Origin of the sequence: Bradyrhizobium sp. NC92, assembly GCF_025200865.1 — a bacterium.
In the GTDB taxonomy this organism is placed as follows: Bacteria; Pseudomonadota; Alphaproteobacteria; order Rhizobiales; family Xanthobacteraceae; genus Bradyrhizobium.
Genome location: NZ_CP104171.1, coordinates 5,507,028 through 5,522,699, shown reverse-complemented (window position 1 = coordinate 5,522,699; position 15,672 = coordinate 5,507,028). Strand labels below are relative to the sequence as shown.

Sequence of the window (15,672 nt, the reverse complement as noted above, 5' to 3'; positions counted from 1 at the left end):
CGCTCGCTAGCGCCACTTCAGCCGCTCCGCCGGCACCGTCATGGCCGCAACGCCCGCCATCACCAGCACCAGCCCCAGCGCCAGGTTCGACGGCACGCTTTCGCCGAGCAGCAGCACCGACAGGCCGACGCCGATCGGGATGCGCAGATAGCCTTGGGCGTTGGTCGTCAGCGTGCCGAGCCGGCCGAGGCAGATGTAGAACAGCATCAGGCCGAGGGCACTGGAGACGATGCCCATGACGATCGTGGCCACGATCGCGGTGGACGTTGGGTGCAGGGTCCAGGGCTGGTCGATGATCAGCGCGGGCGGCAGCAGTACGAGGCCGCCGAACAAGAGCGAACCCGCCGCCACCACCATCGGGTCGTATTCGGACAGGCGGAGGCCGAAGATCGTCGCGCAGGCAAAGGAAATGGTGGCAAGCAGGATCGCGATCTCGGCAATGATCCCGCTACCGAAGCCGCGTAGCGCATCGAGCCCGACGATAGCGACGGTGCCAGCGAGTCCCAAAATCGAGCCGGCGAGCTTGAGCAGCGTCGCCGGCTCGTGCCGCGTGATCAGCGAGGTGATCAGGAAGGCGAAGATCGGCGTGGTCGAGGCCAGCACCACCGTGTTCGAGGCCGGCACATATTGCTGCGACCACGTGATGATCAGGAACGGGACGGTCGAGTTGATCAATTGCTGGGTTGCGAACAGCTTCCAGGCTTTCGCCTCGGTGGGGATCCTGGTGCCGCGCATCCACAGGATCGCGAACAGGAAGGCGGCGGCAATCAGCGAGCGCGCCGAGATGAAGGTGATGGGCGGGATGGTGGGGAGCGCCAGCTTGGCTAGCGGATAGGTCGAGCTCCAGCAGCAGGCGAGCGCAAGCAGCAGCGCATAGTCGCGCCAGCTGTGCGCACCTTTGGCGGCCATGGATGGCAACGGCGCTGATGCGGCCGGCCTCGCGCGGCCCGCCTCGGATGTGCTCTGCGGCACCTTGTTCTGCTCCCCGGCGCCAAAAGCGCTTGCCGGAAGTCTGGGCGAGGGTGCGCGAAAAGGGAAGCGTCGAGCTATGCGTCTGGCTGCGGGAGTGCCTTCCGCTTCATCCGCTTGATCGTGCCGGAAAAGGTGAGCAGCAGCCGCTCGCCGGACATCATCTTGCCGCGCAGGAAGATCAGCGAACCGCCGGCGCGGGTGACCTCGCCGGTGCATTCGATCAGCTCGCCCTCGCGTGCCGCGTCGAGGAATTCGCAGGCGAAATTGGTCGTCACCGCCCGGCTGTCCAGGACATGGGTGGCGATCGCAAACAGCGAATAGTCGGCGAAGGCCATGTAACAGCCGCCATGGACGTTCCCGGAGCCGTTGAGATGCTTCTTCTCGACCCGGAAGGCGCTGCGGACGCTGCCGTCCGCCTCGATCCGGTGCCAGAAGGGGCCGACATGGGACTCAAAACTGTCGCGAATCCAGGTCCGCCAGCCCACAAATTCGCCTTCGGTGGCGACATGGAGCTCGGGGCGGCGCGGCGGGGGCGCTTTGGTCAATTCGTGCAAGGAAATAGGCCTTCAATTGCGGGTCTTTAGACCTTAAATCCGATCCGACCGCGCCGTGCAATTCCCGTTCCCGCGGGCTCCCGGCGCAAAACGTGGGACAGCGGGAAAATGCGCCATAAAGGGCTTTTCGAAGCCGTCCGATGTTCCTAAGAACGGCCAAACCGCCGCCGAAAGCCTCGAATCCATGAAGAATGAACCCAAGATCACCCCCGAGCTGGTTGCCGCCCACGGGCTCAAGCCCGACGAGTATGAGCGAATCCTGAAGCTGATCGGGCGGGAGCCGACCTTCACCGAGCTCGGCATCTTCTCGGCGATGTGGAACGAGCACTGCTCGTACAAATCCTCGCGCATCCATCTGCGTGGCCTGCCGACCAAGGCGCCCTGGGTGATCCAAGGCCCCGGCGAGAATGCCGGCGTGATCGACATCGGCGATGGCCAGGCCGTGGTCTTCAAGATGGAGAGCCACAACCACCCGAGCTATATCGAGCCGTACCAGGGCGCGACCACCGGCGTCGGCGGCATCCTGCGCGACGTCTTCACCATGGGCGCGCGTCCGATCGCCTGCCTCAATGCGCTCAGCTTCGGCGCGCCCGAGCATCCGAAGACGCGGCATCTCGTCTCCGGCGTGGTGGCGGGCGTCGGCGGCTACGGCAATTCCTTCGGCGTGCCGACGGTCGGCGGGCAGGTGCGCTTCCATACCCGCTACGACGGCAACATCCTCGTCAATGCCATGGCGGTGGGCCTCGCCGACGCCGACAAAATTTTCTATGCGGCGGCCTCCGGCGTGAACATGCCGATCGTCTATTTGGGCTCCAAGACCGGCCGCGACGGCATTCACGGCGCCTCGATGGCCTCGGCCGAGTTCGACGACAAGTCCGAGGAGAAGCGCCCGACCGTGCAGGTCGGCGATCCCTTCGCCGAGAAGCTGCTGCTCGAGGCCTGCCTCGAGATCATGGAGAAGGGCTGCGTCATCGCGATCCAGGACATGGGCGCAGCGGGCCTGACCTGCTCGGCGGTGGAGATGGGCGCCAAGGGCGACCTCGGCGTCGACCTCGACCTCGATGTGGTGCCGACCCGCGAGACCGGCATGAGCGCCTACGAGATGATGCTCTCGGAGAGCCAGGAGCGCATGCTCATGGTGCTCAAGCCCGAGAAGGAGAAGGAAGCCGAGGCGATCTTCAAGAAGTGGGGTCTCGACTTCGCCGTCGTCGGCTACACCACACCGAGCAAGCGTTTCGTGGTCAAGCATGGCGGCGACGTCATGGCCGATTTGCCGATCAAGGAGCTCGGCGACGAGGCACCGGTCTATGACCGGCCGCATGTCCCCTCGGCCGCGTTGCCGGTCGTGCATGCCCGCGACGTGCCGGCGCCGATGGGCTTAGGTAGCGCGCTGGAGAAGCTGATCGGCACGCCCGATATGTGCTCTAAGCGCTGGGTCTGGGAGCAGTACGACCACGTCATTCTCGGCAACACCATGCAGCGTCCGGGCGGCGATGCCGCCGTGGTGCGCGTGCAGGACGGGCCGAAGGGCCTCGCGCTCACCGTCGACGTCACGCCGCGCTATTGCGAGGCCGATCCTTATCAGGGCGGCAAGCAGGCGGTCGCGGAAGCCTGGCGCAACATCACGGCGGTCGGCGGCAAGCCGCTCGCGATCACCGACAATCTCAACTTCGGCAACCCTGAGCGGCCCGAGATCATGGGCCAGTTCGTCGGCTGCCTGAAGGGCATCTCGGAAGCCTGCCGCACGCTGGACTTCCCGGTCGTGTCCGGCAACGTCTCGCTCTACAACGAGACCAACGGCCGCGCGATCCTCCCGACACCCTCGATCGGCGGCGTCGGCCTGCTCGACGATTTCACCAAGTCTGCCTCGCTGGCCTTCAAGGCCGAGGGCGAGGCGATCCTCCTGATCGGCGAGACCCACGGCTGGCTCGGCCAGTCCGTCTATTTGCGCGACATCTGCGGCCGCGAGGAGGGCGCACCGCCGCCGGTCGATCTCGCCGCCGAGAAGCGCAACGGCGACGTCGTGCGCGGCATGATCCATGCGGGCACTGCGACTGCGGTGCACGATCTCTCCGACGGCGGTCTCCTGATCGCGCTGGCCGAGATGGCGATGGCGGGCGGCATCGGCGCCAAGCTGCTGGCGGCGCCGACCGCGCTGGTGCCGCAGGCCTATTGGTTCGGCGAGGACCAGGCGCGCTATCTCGTCACCGTGCCGGAAACCGAAGCCGGCCGCGTGCTCGCCAAGATGCGCGGCTGCGAGGTGCCCTGCGTGCGGATCGGCACCACCGGAGGCGATGCCATCGCGATCGCCGGCGAGGCGCCGGTGACGATCGACAGCTTGCGCAAATCGTTCGAGCGCTGGCTGCCGGAGTACATGGGCGGCAAGGCGGCCTGAACTGCCGCCACACACTCCGTCATTGCGAGCGTAGCGAGGCAATCCAGAATCTCACTGCCGAGGCAGTCTGGATTGCTTCGTCGCAAGGGCTCCTCGCAATGACGGGTGGAGAGGCTATGCCTCACAACACCTTCGACGCGCCCGGGATCTGCCGCAACGCTCGCGTCAGCGCCCAGCTCGCCGCGACAGTCAGTACAAACCCGATCGTGGCCTTGACGATCGCCGGCAGGTCATAGTCGAACAGCCAGTATTGCAGCCACAGTGCGATCGGATAGTGCACCAGGAACATGCCGAACGCGTCGCCCTGCATTGGATCGAGCAGCCTGGCTGAGCCTGATTGCTTGAACCTCTGGAAAAAGGCCAGGATCAGAAACATGATGGCCACGCTGAAGACAGTGAAGCAGATGGCATAGAGCGCTTCATACCAGTCCGGCAACGGTGACGGGTTGCCCAGTATTTCGCGCTTGATGAAGATCAGCGCCCACAAGAGGCAATACGGAACGATCGCCAGGACCATCCAGTCCCAGCTGACCTTTGCCATGCGGCCGTCGACAGCGAGCAGCCCGCGATCCATTTGCGCAACGCCGATGCCGGCACCGAAAAAGAAGTAGGTCGCGTAGAGCATCACGCGCCCGTGCTGGACCGAGAACGGCCCGAACTCGAACCAACTGCTATGCCCGTAGCGAACCAGCCCGGGAATGTAGAACGCCGCGGTGACGGCCAGCATGACCGCGAAGAACACCGCGGGCCGGCGGCGACCGTGTAGCGAGAGGCGATTGATCGGATCGAGCAGATTGGGCGACAGCCGGTGCAGCAGGCAGGCAACCAGGTCGAAGGCGAACAAGACCCAAAGGAACCAGATCGGCCCGCTCGGCCACGGGCCCTTCGTGACCATGTTCCACCAGAATTCCGAAAAGCCGATCTCGGGATGCTGCCGCAGGGAGATCGCGTAGTAGGCGACCGGAATGATCGTGAAGGCGCAGATCGCGAAGGGTAAGCCAAGCCGAAGCAGGCGATCTGCCAAATAGCCCCACACTCCCTTCCGGGCGATGCCAGACCAGGCGAACAGCCCCGACAGGAAGAAGAACATCGCCATGAAGAAACTGTCGGTGGCGAGCACGATCATGTCGAAACCGAAGAAATATGTCGGATCGGTATGACCGAAATAGGTATAGGGGATCACCGCGTGATGCAGCAGCACGACCAGAGTGAGGAAGGTGCGGGCGCGATCGATCGCCAAATTGCGCACCTTGCTCTGCGGCGCGGCATGCACCTCTGCGCCGATCGTCGCTGAATGTGACATCGTCATCGTGGCCGCCCCGATCCTGATTCCGGCTGGACTCTGCCGCCGGGAACTTGATTCAGCAAGAGCCTGGACTACCTTTAGGAACCAGTTCCGCGCAGCGAAGTTAGCGTCCGCCGAAAACGGCGAAGGCCGTGAGAAGCGGCAGTTCGGAGCTGGCGATGACGATCCTCAAATGGGCGCTGATCTTCCTACTTGTCTCGATCGTGGCCGGCGTGCTCGGCTTTACCGGCATCTCGGCCGCCTCGGCCGACGTCGCCCGCTTCCTGTTCTACGTCTTCGTCGTGATCTTCCTGGTGCTGCTGATATTGGGACTCACGATCTTCAGGGCGTAGCTGATTTCATTCGTCATTCCGGGGGCGGTCCGAAGGACCGAACCCGGAAGCTCGAGATTCCCGGCGCGCAATGCGCACCTGAGGTCTAGTCCCTCGGACCATCCCGGAATGACAACATCGAGAGCTACCCCACTTCCTCGATCTTCACCTTGTCCGGATAAAACGCCAGATGGCCTGAAATCTCCGTCATCGCGGGGAAGGGCGTCTCGTAGGTCCAGATTGCGTTGTCCAGCGTCTTGCCGTCGGCCTTGACGCTGTAATAGTTCGCGTCCCCCTTGTAGGGGCAATGGGTCACACGGTCGGTACGCTCCAACACGGCCATGTTGGTGTCCTCCCGCGGCACATATTGCACCGCCGGATATCTGGCCTCCTTCAAGGTCAGCGCCTTGCTGGTCTCGGCGATCACGATGTCGCCCGCGGTGACGCGGACGCGCCTCGGGTTTGGGGTGATGGTGATCGGGTGGTCGGGGCCTGGAAGCTTCATGATTTCACGCCTTTTCGATCAATCTGCCGCGCGCGGCACTTTGTCGTGCCTTTGTCCTGATGGGATCAGGGATATAGTGCCGGAAAGCGTGACGTAGAAGGCCGTTCACGCTAAGTTTGGCCTTGCCGGCAAGGGGACCCCGGCAGCGAATCGATGATGAGGCTGCTGTGCAGCCAAATAAGGAGCAAGACCCGAATGCCCATGGACGCCCACGATATCGAGGCGATGATCAAGGCAGCGATCCCCGATGCCGAGGTGACCATCCGTGACCTCGCCGGCGACGGCGACCACTATGCCGCGACCGTGATCTCGGAATCCTTCCGCGGCAAGTCGCGCGTCCAGCAGCACCAGATCGTCTACCAGTCCCTGCGTGGCCAGATGGGCGGCGTGCTGCACGCGCTGGCGCTGCAAACCGGCGTACCAGGTACCTGACGAAGCTGCACCTGACCTGACCAGCGCCACGGGGGACGATGATGGCTGCGGACAATCCGCACGGCGCGATGTTTCGCGTCATCACGCCGAACCAGCACAGCCGCGTCACCAATGCCGAGCTGTTCTTCGACCTCGTCTTCGTCTTCGCCGTCACGCAGGTCTCGCACACACTGCTGCACCATTTCACGCCGCTCGGCGCGGTGCACGTCGCGGTGCTGTTTCTCGCGGTGTGGTGGGTCTGGGTCTTCACCGCCTGGGTCACCAACTGGCTCAATCCCGAGCTGACGCCGGTCCGGCTGCTGCTGTTTGCGATGATGCTGGGCGGCCTCGTGCTGTCGACCACCATCCCGACGGCCTTCGAGGGGCGTGGCCTTTGGTTTGCGATCGCCTACGCGGCCATGCAGGTCGGACGTACCGCGTTCTGGCTGTTCGCAACGCCGGCGCACAGGACCCTGGTGCGGCACAATGCGATCCGCATCCTGGTCTGGCTCTCCGTCTCCGCGAGCTTCTGGATCCTCGGCGGCCTCGCCCATGACGAGGCGCGGCTGTGGTTCTGGATCGCCGCCCTGACGATCGAATACATCTCGCCCGCGGCCCGCTTCTGGGTCCCCAGGCTCGGCTTCTCGTCGGTCGAGGCCTGGGCCGTCGAGGGCGGCCACATGGCCGAGCGCTGCTCCCTCTTCGTCATCATTGCGCTCGGCGAGGCGGTCGTCGTCAACGGCGCGACCTTCGCCGAGCTGGAATGGACCGCGGCCAACATCCTGGCCTTCGTCTCGGCACTGGTCGGTGCCATCGCGATGTGGTGGGTCTATTTCCACAAGGGCGCCGAAGCCGGGTCCGAGTGGATCTCGAAGTCCACCGAATCCGGCCGTCTGGCGCGGCTCGCCTACACCTATCTGCACCTGCCGATCGTTGCCGGCATCATCCTGACGGCGGTGTCGGACGAGCTGGTGCTGAAGCATCCGACCGGCCATTCCGACATCCGGACGGTTTTGAGCACGATCGGCGGCCCGCTGGTGTTCCTGGTCGGCACCATCCTGTTCAAGCACTCGGTCCGCGGCTTCCTCCAGCTTTCGCACGGCATCGGCATCATCCTGCTGCTGGTGCTGTGGTGGTTCGCGTCGGAACTGTCGCCGCTGTGGCTGTCAATGGCGACGAGCGCGATCATGATCGTGGTGGCGGTGTGGGAGTCGGTGTCGCTGGGGTCGAAGGTGGAGGAGGCCGAGGAGCGTTGAACGCGGACCTGCGCAAGCGCCTCGTCCTTCGAGACGACCGCTCCGCGGTCTCCTCAGGATGAGGCTCATCAGCATCGGTGCACGTTGAAACTGTCGCCGCACACTCGGTCCTCATCCTGAGGGCCCGCCTCAAGGCGGGCGTCTCGAAGGATGTGCTGCGGAGGGAAGAAGATCTCAAACAGCGGCGTCGGAGCTCTTACCCCGCGACCTCCAGCGCGTGCACCGAGAACATCTTCGCCGCATCCGTCCAGCTCTCGCGGACGCGCCAGCCCGCGCCCTGGGCCAGCGCGGCAAAGCGCTCGATGCTGTATTTGTAGCTGTTCTCGGTGTGGATGCTCTCGCCCGGGCGGAACGAGAAGCTGGTGCCGAGCAGGCGCACGGTCTGGCTCTTCTTGCTGATCAGGTGCATCTCGATGCGGTGCCGCTCGCGATTGTAGATTGCGCGATGGGTGAAGGCGGACAGATCGAAATTGCCGCCGAGCTCGCGGTTGATGCGCACCAGCACATTGAGGTTGAAGCGCGCGGTGACGCCGGACGCATCGTTATAGGCGTCGAAGAGGATCCGCTCGTCCTTCTCGAGATCGGCGCCGATGATCATCTGCGCGCCTTTGCCGAGGATCTTGCGCGCGCTTCTCAGGAAGGCCTGCGCTTCCTGCGGCTCGAAATTGCCGATGGTCGAGCCGGGGAAGAAGCCGACCTTCGGTAGGGAGGCGACGGCCGTCGGCAGCTCGAACGGCGTGGTGAAGTCGGCTGCGACCGGATAGATGCCGAGCGCCGGGAAATCCCGCTTCAGGCCGCTCGCCTGTGCCTTCAGGAAGTCGCCGGAGATGTCGACGGGGACATAGGCCGCGAATCTGCAATGATTGAGCAGCAGGCGCACCTTCGTGGTCGCGCCGGCGCCGAACTCGACCAGCGCGGCGTGCTCCGGGATGATTCTTGCGATCTCGCTGCCGCGCTCCTTCAGGATCGATAGCTCAGTGCGCGTCGGATAATATTCCGGCAGCTTGGTGATCGCCTCGAACAGCTCCGATCCGGTCGCGTCATAGAAGTATTTCGGCGACAGCCTTTTCGGCTGCTGCGAGAGGTCCTCGATGACCTCGCGGGCGAAAGCGGTGGTCTGCTCGTCGGGAAGATGGGCTTCGGCCAAAGCGCTGGCGTGCACATTCATGATACTCTCCTGAACGCGCTGTCCGGCGCGCATCTGTCGTCGGAATTTTTCAGTCGTAATCGGCAAGCCGGAGTCCGGTGAACTGCCAGCGGTGGTGCGGATAGAAGAAGTTACGATAGGTGATACGGCTGTGGTCCGCCGGAGTTGCAAGCGAGGAGCCGCGCAGCACCAACTGGTTGACCATGAACTTGCCGTTGTACTCGCCGAGCGCGCCCTCGACGGCGCGATAGCCGGGGTAGGGCGCGTACGAGCTGCGGGTCCATTGCCAGACAGGGCCGAAGGCGTCGTTGAGCTGGCCGGTGCGGGCCGCGACTTCCCATTCCATCTCGGTCGGCAGGTGCTTGCCGGACCAGCGCGCGAACGCATCCGCCTCGTAATAGCTGACGTGGCAGACCGGCGCGTCCGGATCGACCGGCTTGAGGCCGGCCAGCGTCATCACCTGCCATGCGCCGTCGACCTCGCGCCAATAGCCGGGGGCCTGCCAATCTTCCTTGCCGGCCGCGGCAAAGCCGTCCATCAGCCACAGGGTTGCGGTCCGGTAGCCGCCATCCTGCATGAAGGCGAGCCACTCGGCATTGGTGACCAGATTGCGGGCGATCCTGACCGGACCGACCAGGGCGCGGTGCGCCGGCTTCTCGTTGTCGAAATGAAAGCCGTCGTCGACATGGCCGACGGTGTGGATGCCTTCGTTCAGCGTCAGCCAGTCATCGCCGCCGCGCGTGGTGGCCGGGAAGCGCCAGTCCGGATCATAGGCCGGGTAGATCGGGTTTTGCGCAAAGGCATGCAGGATGTCGGTGAACATCAATTCCTGATGCTGCTGCTCGTGGTTGAGGCCGACCTCCACCAGCGGCGCGATTGTGCGCAGCTTGTCCGCTCCGGCCTCGCGGAAGAATTTGCTGACGGCCGCATCGACGTATTTGCGATAGGCGCCGACCTCGTCGGCGCTGGGGCGCGTGATGTCGCCGCGATGATTGCGGGCATGCCGCGGCCCGGCGCTGACGTAATAGGAATTGAACAGGAACGCGAAATCGGGATGGAAGGGCCGGTAGCCGGCAGCATGCTCGCCGAGCAGGAATTGCTCCCAGAACCAGGTGGTATGGGCCCGGTGCCATTTGGTCGGGCTGGCATCGGGCATGGACTGGATCTGCTGGTCCTCGGGCGACAGCGGCGCTGCCCGCCGTTCGGTCTCATTGCGAACGCCGAGGAACGCCGCTTCCAGGCGCTGGGCGAGGTCGTCCTGGTGGGAGGACGGTGACGAAAGCTGGGGCGCAACCGTGGCTGAGGCTTGTTTCGTCACGTTTTTCTCCAGACAGGACAAGAGAACGTTGTTGGCGTTGCCCGGTTCCAAAACCGAGGTTCGTCCTAGATAGGGGCTCCGTTACGGTATGAAAGTCCTCTGCGGCGATGATATTAATGTCATCAGCCTATGGACCCGGCGGGCTCAACCCGGCCGCCCAAGGACCCATCGCCGCCATTTTACTTTGGATGCACAACGGTTTGGGCTACATATATAGGCAGGTATCGGGTTAAATCGGCGGAGCCGGCCCGAAGCAATTGGTGAGGGCTCTGCCCCAGAAGGACACGGATATGAGCATCGCGGAATTCATCGACAATGAAGTGAAATCCAACGACGTGGTTCTGTTCATGAAGGGGACGCCGCAATTTCCGCAGTGCGGTTTCTCCGGCCAGGTCGTCCAGATCCTCGACCATATCGGTGTCGGCTATAAGGGCCTCAACGTTCTCGAATCCGCCGAGCTCCGCAACGGCATCAAGGAATATTCGAACTGGCCGACCATTCCGCAGCTCTACGTGAAGGGCGAGTTCATCGGCGGCTGCGACATCGTCCGCGAGATGTTCCAGGCCGGCGAATTGCAGCAGCTCTTCTCCGAGAAGGGCGTCGTCGTCGCGGCCTGACACGTGATCGTGCTGACGCGCCGGATTGGCGGCGCGGAGCTCGAAGTCATCGTCGCCGATATCACCACATTGAGTGTTGACGCCATCGTCAACGCCGCGAACACGTCGCTCCTTGGTGGGGGCGGCGTGGACGGCGCGATCCACCGGGCAGCCGGGCCCGAGCTCGTCGCCGAATGCCGCATGCTCAACGGTTGCAAGACGGGCGACGCGAAGATCACCAGGGGCTATCGGCTCAAGGCCGCGCATGTGATCCACACCGTCGGTCCGGTGTGGAATGGCGGCACGCTTGGCGAGGACGATCTGCTCGCCGCCTGCTATCGGCGGTCCATGGCGCTTTGCGCGAAGCACGAGCTGATCTCGGTGGCATTTCCCGCGATTTCGACCGGCATTTATCGCTTTCCTGCCGAACGGGCGGCCGATATCGCCGTGCGCACGACGATCGAAGGGCTGGCTTTGGCGCCGACCGTCGCTCGCGTCGTGTTCTGCTGCTTCTCCGAGCCGAGCGCCAAGCTCCATGCCGAGACGCTTGCGCAACACGGCGGCCCTTGTGCCGATTGAGCTGGTCAGTACACTCCGAGCGCCATGTTCCGGGGAGGGGATATGATTTCACGATCTGGGTTGCGTGTGCTCGCCTGCGGCGCGCTGCTGTCGCTTGCCGCGATGTCGCTGGCGCGCGCCGAGGGCACCTACGAGATTCCAGCCGGCGCCCACTTCAATCAGGAAAAGCTCGGCAGGATCACCGAGTTCTTCAAGAACGAGGTCGCGACCGGCAAGATCGCCGGTGCAAACGTGCTGATCCAGCAGCATGGCAAGCCGGTCTATCACGAAATCTTCGGCGTGCAGGACGTGGTCAGCAAGGCTCCGATCACGGACAAGACCATCTTCCGCCTGTTCTCGATGACCAAGGCAATCACGGCGGTGGTCGCGATGCAATTGGTCGAGGACGGCAAGATCAAGCTGGATGATCCCGTCTCGAAATACATTCCGTCCTTTGCCAACGTGAAGGTCGGCGTCGAGAAGAAGGCGGAGGACGGCACCAAGTCGCTCGAGCTGGTGCCGCCGAAGCGGGCGATGACCGTGCACGATCTGATGACGCACACCTCCGGCATCACCTACGGCTTCTACGGCGACAGCCTGGTCCGCAAGGCCTATCGCGAGGCCAACATCTATGCCGGCGATTTCGATCTGGCCGAGTTCGCCGAACGCATCGCCAAGCTGCCGTTGCACAACCAGCCGGGCGCGCTCTGGCAATACGGCCACTCCACCGACGTGCTGGCGCGTGTGATGGAGGTCGCTGCCGGCAAGCCGCTGATCGACATCATGCGCGAGAAGCTGCTCGATCCTCTCGGCATGGTCGATACCGGCTTTTTGGTCACGGACCCCGAGAAGCAGAAGATTCTGGCCCAGCCAGTGCCGAACGATTCCGATTTCCGCGTCGGCCGCATCAATGATCCCACGGTCGTCAAGAAGATCATGTTTGCCAGCGGTGGCATGGTCACGACCATGGCGGATTACAAGCGCTTTTCGCAGATGCTGCTCAACGGCGGCAGTCTCGATGGCAAGACCATTCTCAAGCCTGAGACGTTCAAGCTGATGGTGACCGATCAGGTCGGCCCGGGCTCCGGCGTCGAGCGCGACTATTTCTACTTTCCCGGCGACGGTTTCGGCTTCGGTCTCGGGCTTGCGGTCCGTACCGATCCCGGCAACGCCAAGCCGCCGCCGCCCGGCAACCTCGGCGAACTGAAGTGGGACGGGGCCTCCGGCTGCTATTTCGTGATCGACCCCAAGCAGGACATGTTCTTCGTGCTGCTGGAGCAGACCCCGAGCGAGCGCCAGCGCGTGCAGCGAACATTGAAGCAGCTGGTCTATGAAGCCATGGAGAACTGACATGAACGGGCGCCGCGCGCTGTTCGCGGCGCTCGTCTTTTTGTTCGGCGCCGTAGGTGCACGGGCGGGCTCAGAGGGCCGCGCACACAGCTTCACGCCCGAAGGCCTGGCAAGAGTCTCCGACTACATCAGGAACGAGATCGCGACCGGCAAATTTCCGGGCGCGATTCTGCTGCTCCAGCAACACGGCAAGCCGGTCTATTACGAGAATTTCGGCGTCCGCGACGTTGCGACCGAACTTTCGATGAGCGCGGATACGATCTTCCGCCTCTATTCGATGTCCAAGCCGATCACCTCAGTCCTGGCGATGATGCTGGTCGAGGAGGGTAAGCTTGCGATCAGCGATCCCGTCTCGAAATACATTCCGGCCTTTGCCGGCATGAAGGTCGGCGTCGAGAAGAAGGCCGAGGACGACAAGGTCTCGCTGGAGCTGGAGCCGCTCAAGCGGGCGGTGACGATCGAGGATTTGATGCGGCATACCGCCGGGATCCCTTACGGCTATTATGGCGGGGACCTGGTGAACAAGCTCTATGCCGACGCCGGACTGTTCGACAGGAATTCGACCAATGCCGAATTCGTCGCGAAGATCACTGCAATGCCGCTTGCCGAACAGCCCGGCACGATCTGGGACTACGGCCACTCCACCGACGTGCTCGGGCGCATCATCGAGGTGATCTCGGGGGAATCGCTGTTCGAGTTCGCGAAGAAGCGGCTGCTCGACCCACTCGGGATGAAGGACACGGCATTTTACGTCGCCGATCCCGCCAAATGGCCGCGTATCGCCGAGCCGATGCCGCAGGATCGGGCGATCAGCCCGATCACGCAGGTTCGCGATATCAGGAAGCCGCTGCGATGGGAGTCGGGCGGCGGCGGTCTCGTCGGCACGGTCGGCGACTATGCGCGCTTCTCACAAATGCTGCTCAACGGCGGCACGCTTGAAGGTCGACGCTACCTGAAGCCGGAAACCATCGCCTTGATGACGTCGGATCACATCGGTCCCCAAACCCGCGTCGAACGCGACAAGAACTACTATCCGGGTGAGACCAGCGGCTACGGCCTCGGCTTCGCCGTGCGTATCGCGGTGCCGCCGGGCACGAAGTGGCCGCTTGGCGAATATCGCTGGGACGGCGTCGGCGGCACCTTCTTCTTCATCGATCCTGAGGACGACCTGTTCGGAATCTTCATGGTGCAGACGCCGTCGCAGCGCGGCCGGATCCAGCTCGCGCTGAAGACGCTGATCTATCAGGCGATGGGGCGGTGAGACTTCTCCCCCCTTTTCGTAGCCCGGGACGTCCTCACCGCGTGAATAGATCCCGGATTTCGCTGCGCTCCATCCGGGCTACTGGGCTGAGCCTTACGCCCCGCGCACGATCTCGCGCACGTAGCCGATCGTCTCCTCGATCTGGCTCGCATTGACGTCCAGATGCGTGCAGGCGCGGATGCGGCCGTCCATCATCGCGAGCGTGACGCCGCGCTGGCGCAGCGCGGCGACCATCTTGTCGCCGGGAATGCCGGCGCCGTCGGGCTTGAAGAACACGAGGTTGGTTTCGGGCTCCTGCACCTCGATGCCGGAGATCTGCGACAGCCCGCGGGCAAGCGCGCGCGCATTGGCGTGGTCGTCGGCGAGGCGCTCGACGTGGTGGTCGAGGGCGTAGATGCAGGCCGCGGCGCAGATGCCGGCCTGCCGCATCGAGCCGCCGAGGCGCTGCTTCCACTGCCACACCGCGTCGATGAAGGCGCGCGAGCCTGCGAGCACGCCGCCGATCGGCGCGCCCAGGCCCTTGGAGAAGTCGATCCAGGCCGAGTCCCAGCCCGCGGTCATGTCGCGCGGGGAGATGCCGCTCGCAACGGTGGCGTTGAGCAGGCGTGCGCCGTCCATATGGGTGACGAGGCCGTGCTGCCTGGCGATCGCGACGATCTCGTCGAGCACCGCCTTCTTCCAGATCGTGCCGCCACCGATATTGGCGGTCTGCTCGACGCTGACGACGGTCTGCGGCGGCTGGTAGCGCGTGCGCGGATGCAGCGCCTTGCGAAACGTCTCCGGCGTGAACTGGCCATCGGGGCCCTTGAGCTGGGTGACCTGGAAGCCGCCGATCGCCGCATGCGCGCCGCCTTCGCGCGCGATGATATGCGCGGTCTCATGGGCGAGGATCTCGTCGCCGGGGCGGCAATGCACCAGCGTCGCGGTGACGTTGCACATCGTGCCCGAGGGCATGTAGACCGCCGCCTCCTTGCCGAGCAGATCGGCCACGCGTTCGCACAGCGCGTTCACGGTCGGATCATCGCCGACCTGCTCGTCACCGACCTCCGCGCGCGCCATCGCCTCGCGCATCCCCGCCGTCGGCTTGGTCTGCGTGTCCGACAGCAGATTGATGCGCACCGGCGGCGCCTTGGGATCGACGGCGGGAGGGGTGTAGAGCATGGCTTGTCTCGTCATTTTATCTAGTCGAACAGCTGCGGTCTGATGTCTTGCGCGCCGTGAAGAATGGCACGGATTTCGACGTGGTCGGATTGCACCGTGTAGAAAATCAGATGGGATTGGAAGCGGAAACGTCGATAGCCTGCCGCAAGCTCGTCCACTTGTTGGCCGATCAGGGGGAAGTCGGCCAGAAGTCCGAAGGAACGGATCAGGCCCGCGTAGTAGGCCTCTGCCTGATATTTGCCGAAACGGCTCTCGGTGAAGTCGTAGATGTCGATCAAATCGGCCCGGGTGCGCTCCGATAACCGGTACTCAGCCATGGCGGCGTTGAGCAACGCGTTCGCGCGCGGCGGCGAGGATGTCGTCAGGGGTGTCCAAGGTGAACTTGTTGCAATCTGCCTGAGCGAACAGCGCTTGATAACGGCGGACCTGCTCGTCGCGGGGCAGCTTAGCCCATGCTTCAAGCTCCGCCTCGGAAGGCGTTGCCGACGGGCTGATGTTGGCGAGCTGGTCGGTCGTCTGGGACATCGACAGCACGATACCACAACAAAAAGGCCCCGGAAACCGGGGCCTT

The 15,672-nt window shown here is 64.0% G+C and carries 17 protein-coding genes; 8 read left to right on the top strand and 9 right to left on the bottom strand.

What is annotated here, in order from left to right; all coding sequences use genetic code 11:
- Window positions 1-6: 6 nt before the first annotated feature.
- Together N2602_RS26140 and N2602_RS26135 are read right to left on the bottom strand one after the other, a co-directional pair.
- Window positions 7-972: a DMT family transporter gene (locus tag N2602_RS26140; RefSeq protein ID WP_260379880.1), complete on the bottom strand. Its 966-nt coding sequence runs from the start codon at window positions 970-972 to the stop codon at window positions 7-9.
- 74 nt (window positions 973-1,046) lie between these two features.
- Window positions 1,047-1,526 (bottom strand): PaaI family thioesterase, encoded by a 480-nt coding sequence (locus N2602_RS26135; RefSeq protein ID WP_260371388.1) that lies wholly within the window; start codon window positions 1,524-1,526, stop codon window positions 1,047-1,049.
- A gap of 184 nt (window positions 1,527-1,710) precedes the next feature.
- Between N2602_RS26135 and purL the strand changes: the two genes are divergently transcribed.
- On the top strand, window positions 1,711-3,921 hold the full coding sequence (purL, locus tag N2602_RS26130; protein WP_260379879.1) for a phosphoribosylformylglycinamidine synthase subunit PurL: 2,211 nt from the start codon (window positions 1,711-1,713) through the stop codon (window positions 3,919-3,921).
- 121 nt (window positions 3,922-4,042) lie between these two features.
- Here the strand turns inward: purL and N2602_RS26125 are convergent, their stop codons facing one another.
- A complete protein-coding gene (locus N2602_RS26125; protein ID WP_260379878.1) occupies window positions 4,043-5,230 on the bottom strand; it encodes an acyltransferase in 1,188 nt (395 codons plus the stop codon).
- Window positions 5,231-5,385: 155 nt separating this feature from the next.
- Between N2602_RS26125 and N2602_RS26120 the strand changes: the two genes are divergently transcribed.
- Window positions 5,386-5,559 carry a DUF1328 domain-containing protein gene (locus N2602_RS26120; RefSeq protein ID WP_172782960.1) on the top strand — a complete coding sequence of 58 codons (174 nt, stop codon included), beginning with the start codon at window positions 5,386-5,388 and terminating at the stop codon, window positions 5,557-5,559.
- A gap of 124 nt (window positions 5,560-5,683) precedes the next feature.
- On the opposite strand, the gene N2602_RS26115 is transcribed toward N2602_RS26120, so the two are convergent.
- The gene (locus N2602_RS26115; protein WP_172782961.1) at window positions 5,684-6,043 is read right to left on the bottom strand and encodes a DUF427 domain-containing protein; all 360 of its coding nucleotides are present in this window, start codon (window positions 6,041-6,043) and stop codon (window positions 5,684-5,686) included.
- A gap of 195 nt (window positions 6,044-6,238) precedes the next feature.
- On the opposite strand from N2602_RS26115, the gene N2602_RS26110 reads away from it, so the two are divergent.
- Both N2602_RS26110 and N2602_RS26105 read left to right on the top strand, forming a co-directional pair.
- On the top strand, window positions 6,239-6,475 hold the full coding sequence (locus N2602_RS26110) for a BolA family protein (protein ID WP_011088461.1): 237 nt from the start codon (window positions 6,239-6,241) through the stop codon (window positions 6,473-6,475).
- 41 nt (window positions 6,476-6,516) lie between these two features.
- Window positions 6,517-7,710 carry a low temperature requirement protein A gene (locus tag N2602_RS26105; protein WP_260379877.1) on the top strand — a complete coding sequence of 398 codons (1,194 nt, stop codon included), beginning with the start codon at window positions 6,517-6,519 and terminating at the stop codon, window positions 7,708-7,710.
- A gap of 196 nt (window positions 7,711-7,906) precedes the next feature.
- Here N2602_RS26105 and egtD read toward each other — a convergent pair whose 3' ends face one another.
- Both egtD and egtB read right to left on the bottom strand, forming a co-directional pair.
- Window positions 7,907-8,878, bottom strand: coding sequence for an L-histidine N(alpha)-methyltransferase (gene egtD, locus N2602_RS26100; protein WP_260379876.1), 972 nt, complete (start codon window positions 8,876-8,878; stop codon window positions 7,907-7,909).
- 49 nt (window positions 8,879-8,927) lie between these two features.
- Entirely contained in the window at window positions 8,928-10,226 is a 1,299-nt protein-coding gene (egtB, locus tag N2602_RS26095; protein WP_260379875.1) for an ergothioneine biosynthesis protein EgtB, read from the bottom strand.
- A 239-nt stretch (window positions 10,227-10,465) separates the two neighbouring features.
- On the opposite strand from egtB, the gene grxD reads away from it, so the two are divergent.
- Genes grxD through N2602_RS26075 form a run of 4 tightly spaced genes read left to right on the top strand, consistent with a single transcriptional unit; the run spans window position 10,466 to window position 13,940 of the window.
- Entirely contained in the window at window positions 10,466-10,792 is a 327-nt protein-coding gene (gene grxD / locus N2602_RS26090; RefSeq protein ID WP_018647423.1) for a Grx4 family monothiol glutaredoxin, read from the top strand.
- A 3-nt stretch (window positions 10,793-10,795) separates the two neighbouring features.
- Window positions 10,796-11,350: an O-acetyl-ADP-ribose deacetylase gene (locus N2602_RS26085; RefSeq protein ID WP_260379874.1), complete on the top strand. Its 555-nt coding sequence runs from the start codon at window positions 10,796-10,798 to the stop codon at window positions 11,348-11,350.
- A gap of 42 nt (window positions 11,351-11,392) precedes the next feature.
- Window positions 11,393-12,679 carry a serine hydrolase gene (locus tag N2602_RS26080; RefSeq protein ID WP_260379873.1) on the top strand — a complete coding sequence of 429 codons (1,287 nt, stop codon included), beginning with the start codon at window positions 11,393-11,395 and terminating at the stop codon, window positions 12,677-12,679.
- A gap of 1 nt (window position 12,680) precedes the next feature.
- Complete coding sequence (locus N2602_RS26075; RefSeq protein ID WP_260379872.1) at window positions 12,681-13,940, top strand: serine hydrolase; 1,260 nt, start codon at window positions 12,681-12,683, stop codon at window positions 13,938-13,940.
- A gap of 93 nt (window positions 13,941-14,033) precedes the next feature.
- Here N2602_RS26075 and N2602_RS26070 read toward each other — a convergent pair whose 3' ends face one another.
- The 3 genes from N2602_RS26070 to N2602_RS26060 are packed head-to-tail and all read right to left on the bottom strand — an operon-like array spanning window position 14,034 to window position 15,626.
- Entirely contained in the window at window positions 14,034-15,101 is a 1,068-nt protein-coding gene (locus tag N2602_RS26070; protein ID WP_260379871.1) for a low specificity L-threonine aldolase, read from the bottom strand.
- Window positions 15,102-15,121: 20 nt separating this feature from the next.
- Window positions 15,122-15,433 carry a type II toxin-antitoxin system RelE/ParE family toxin gene (locus N2602_RS26065; protein WP_246571517.1) on the bottom strand — a complete coding sequence of 104 codons (312 nt, stop codon included), beginning with the start codon at window positions 15,431-15,433 and terminating at the stop codon, window positions 15,122-15,124.
- Window positions 15,411-15,626: a hypothetical protein gene (locus N2602_RS26060; RefSeq protein WP_210268087.1), complete on the bottom strand. Its 216-nt coding sequence runs from the start codon at window positions 15,624-15,626 to the stop codon at window positions 15,411-15,413. The genes N2602_RS26065 and N2602_RS26060 overlap by 23 nt, the downstream gene beginning before the upstream one ends.
- Between the last annotated feature and the right edge of the window lie 46 nt (window positions 15,627-15,672).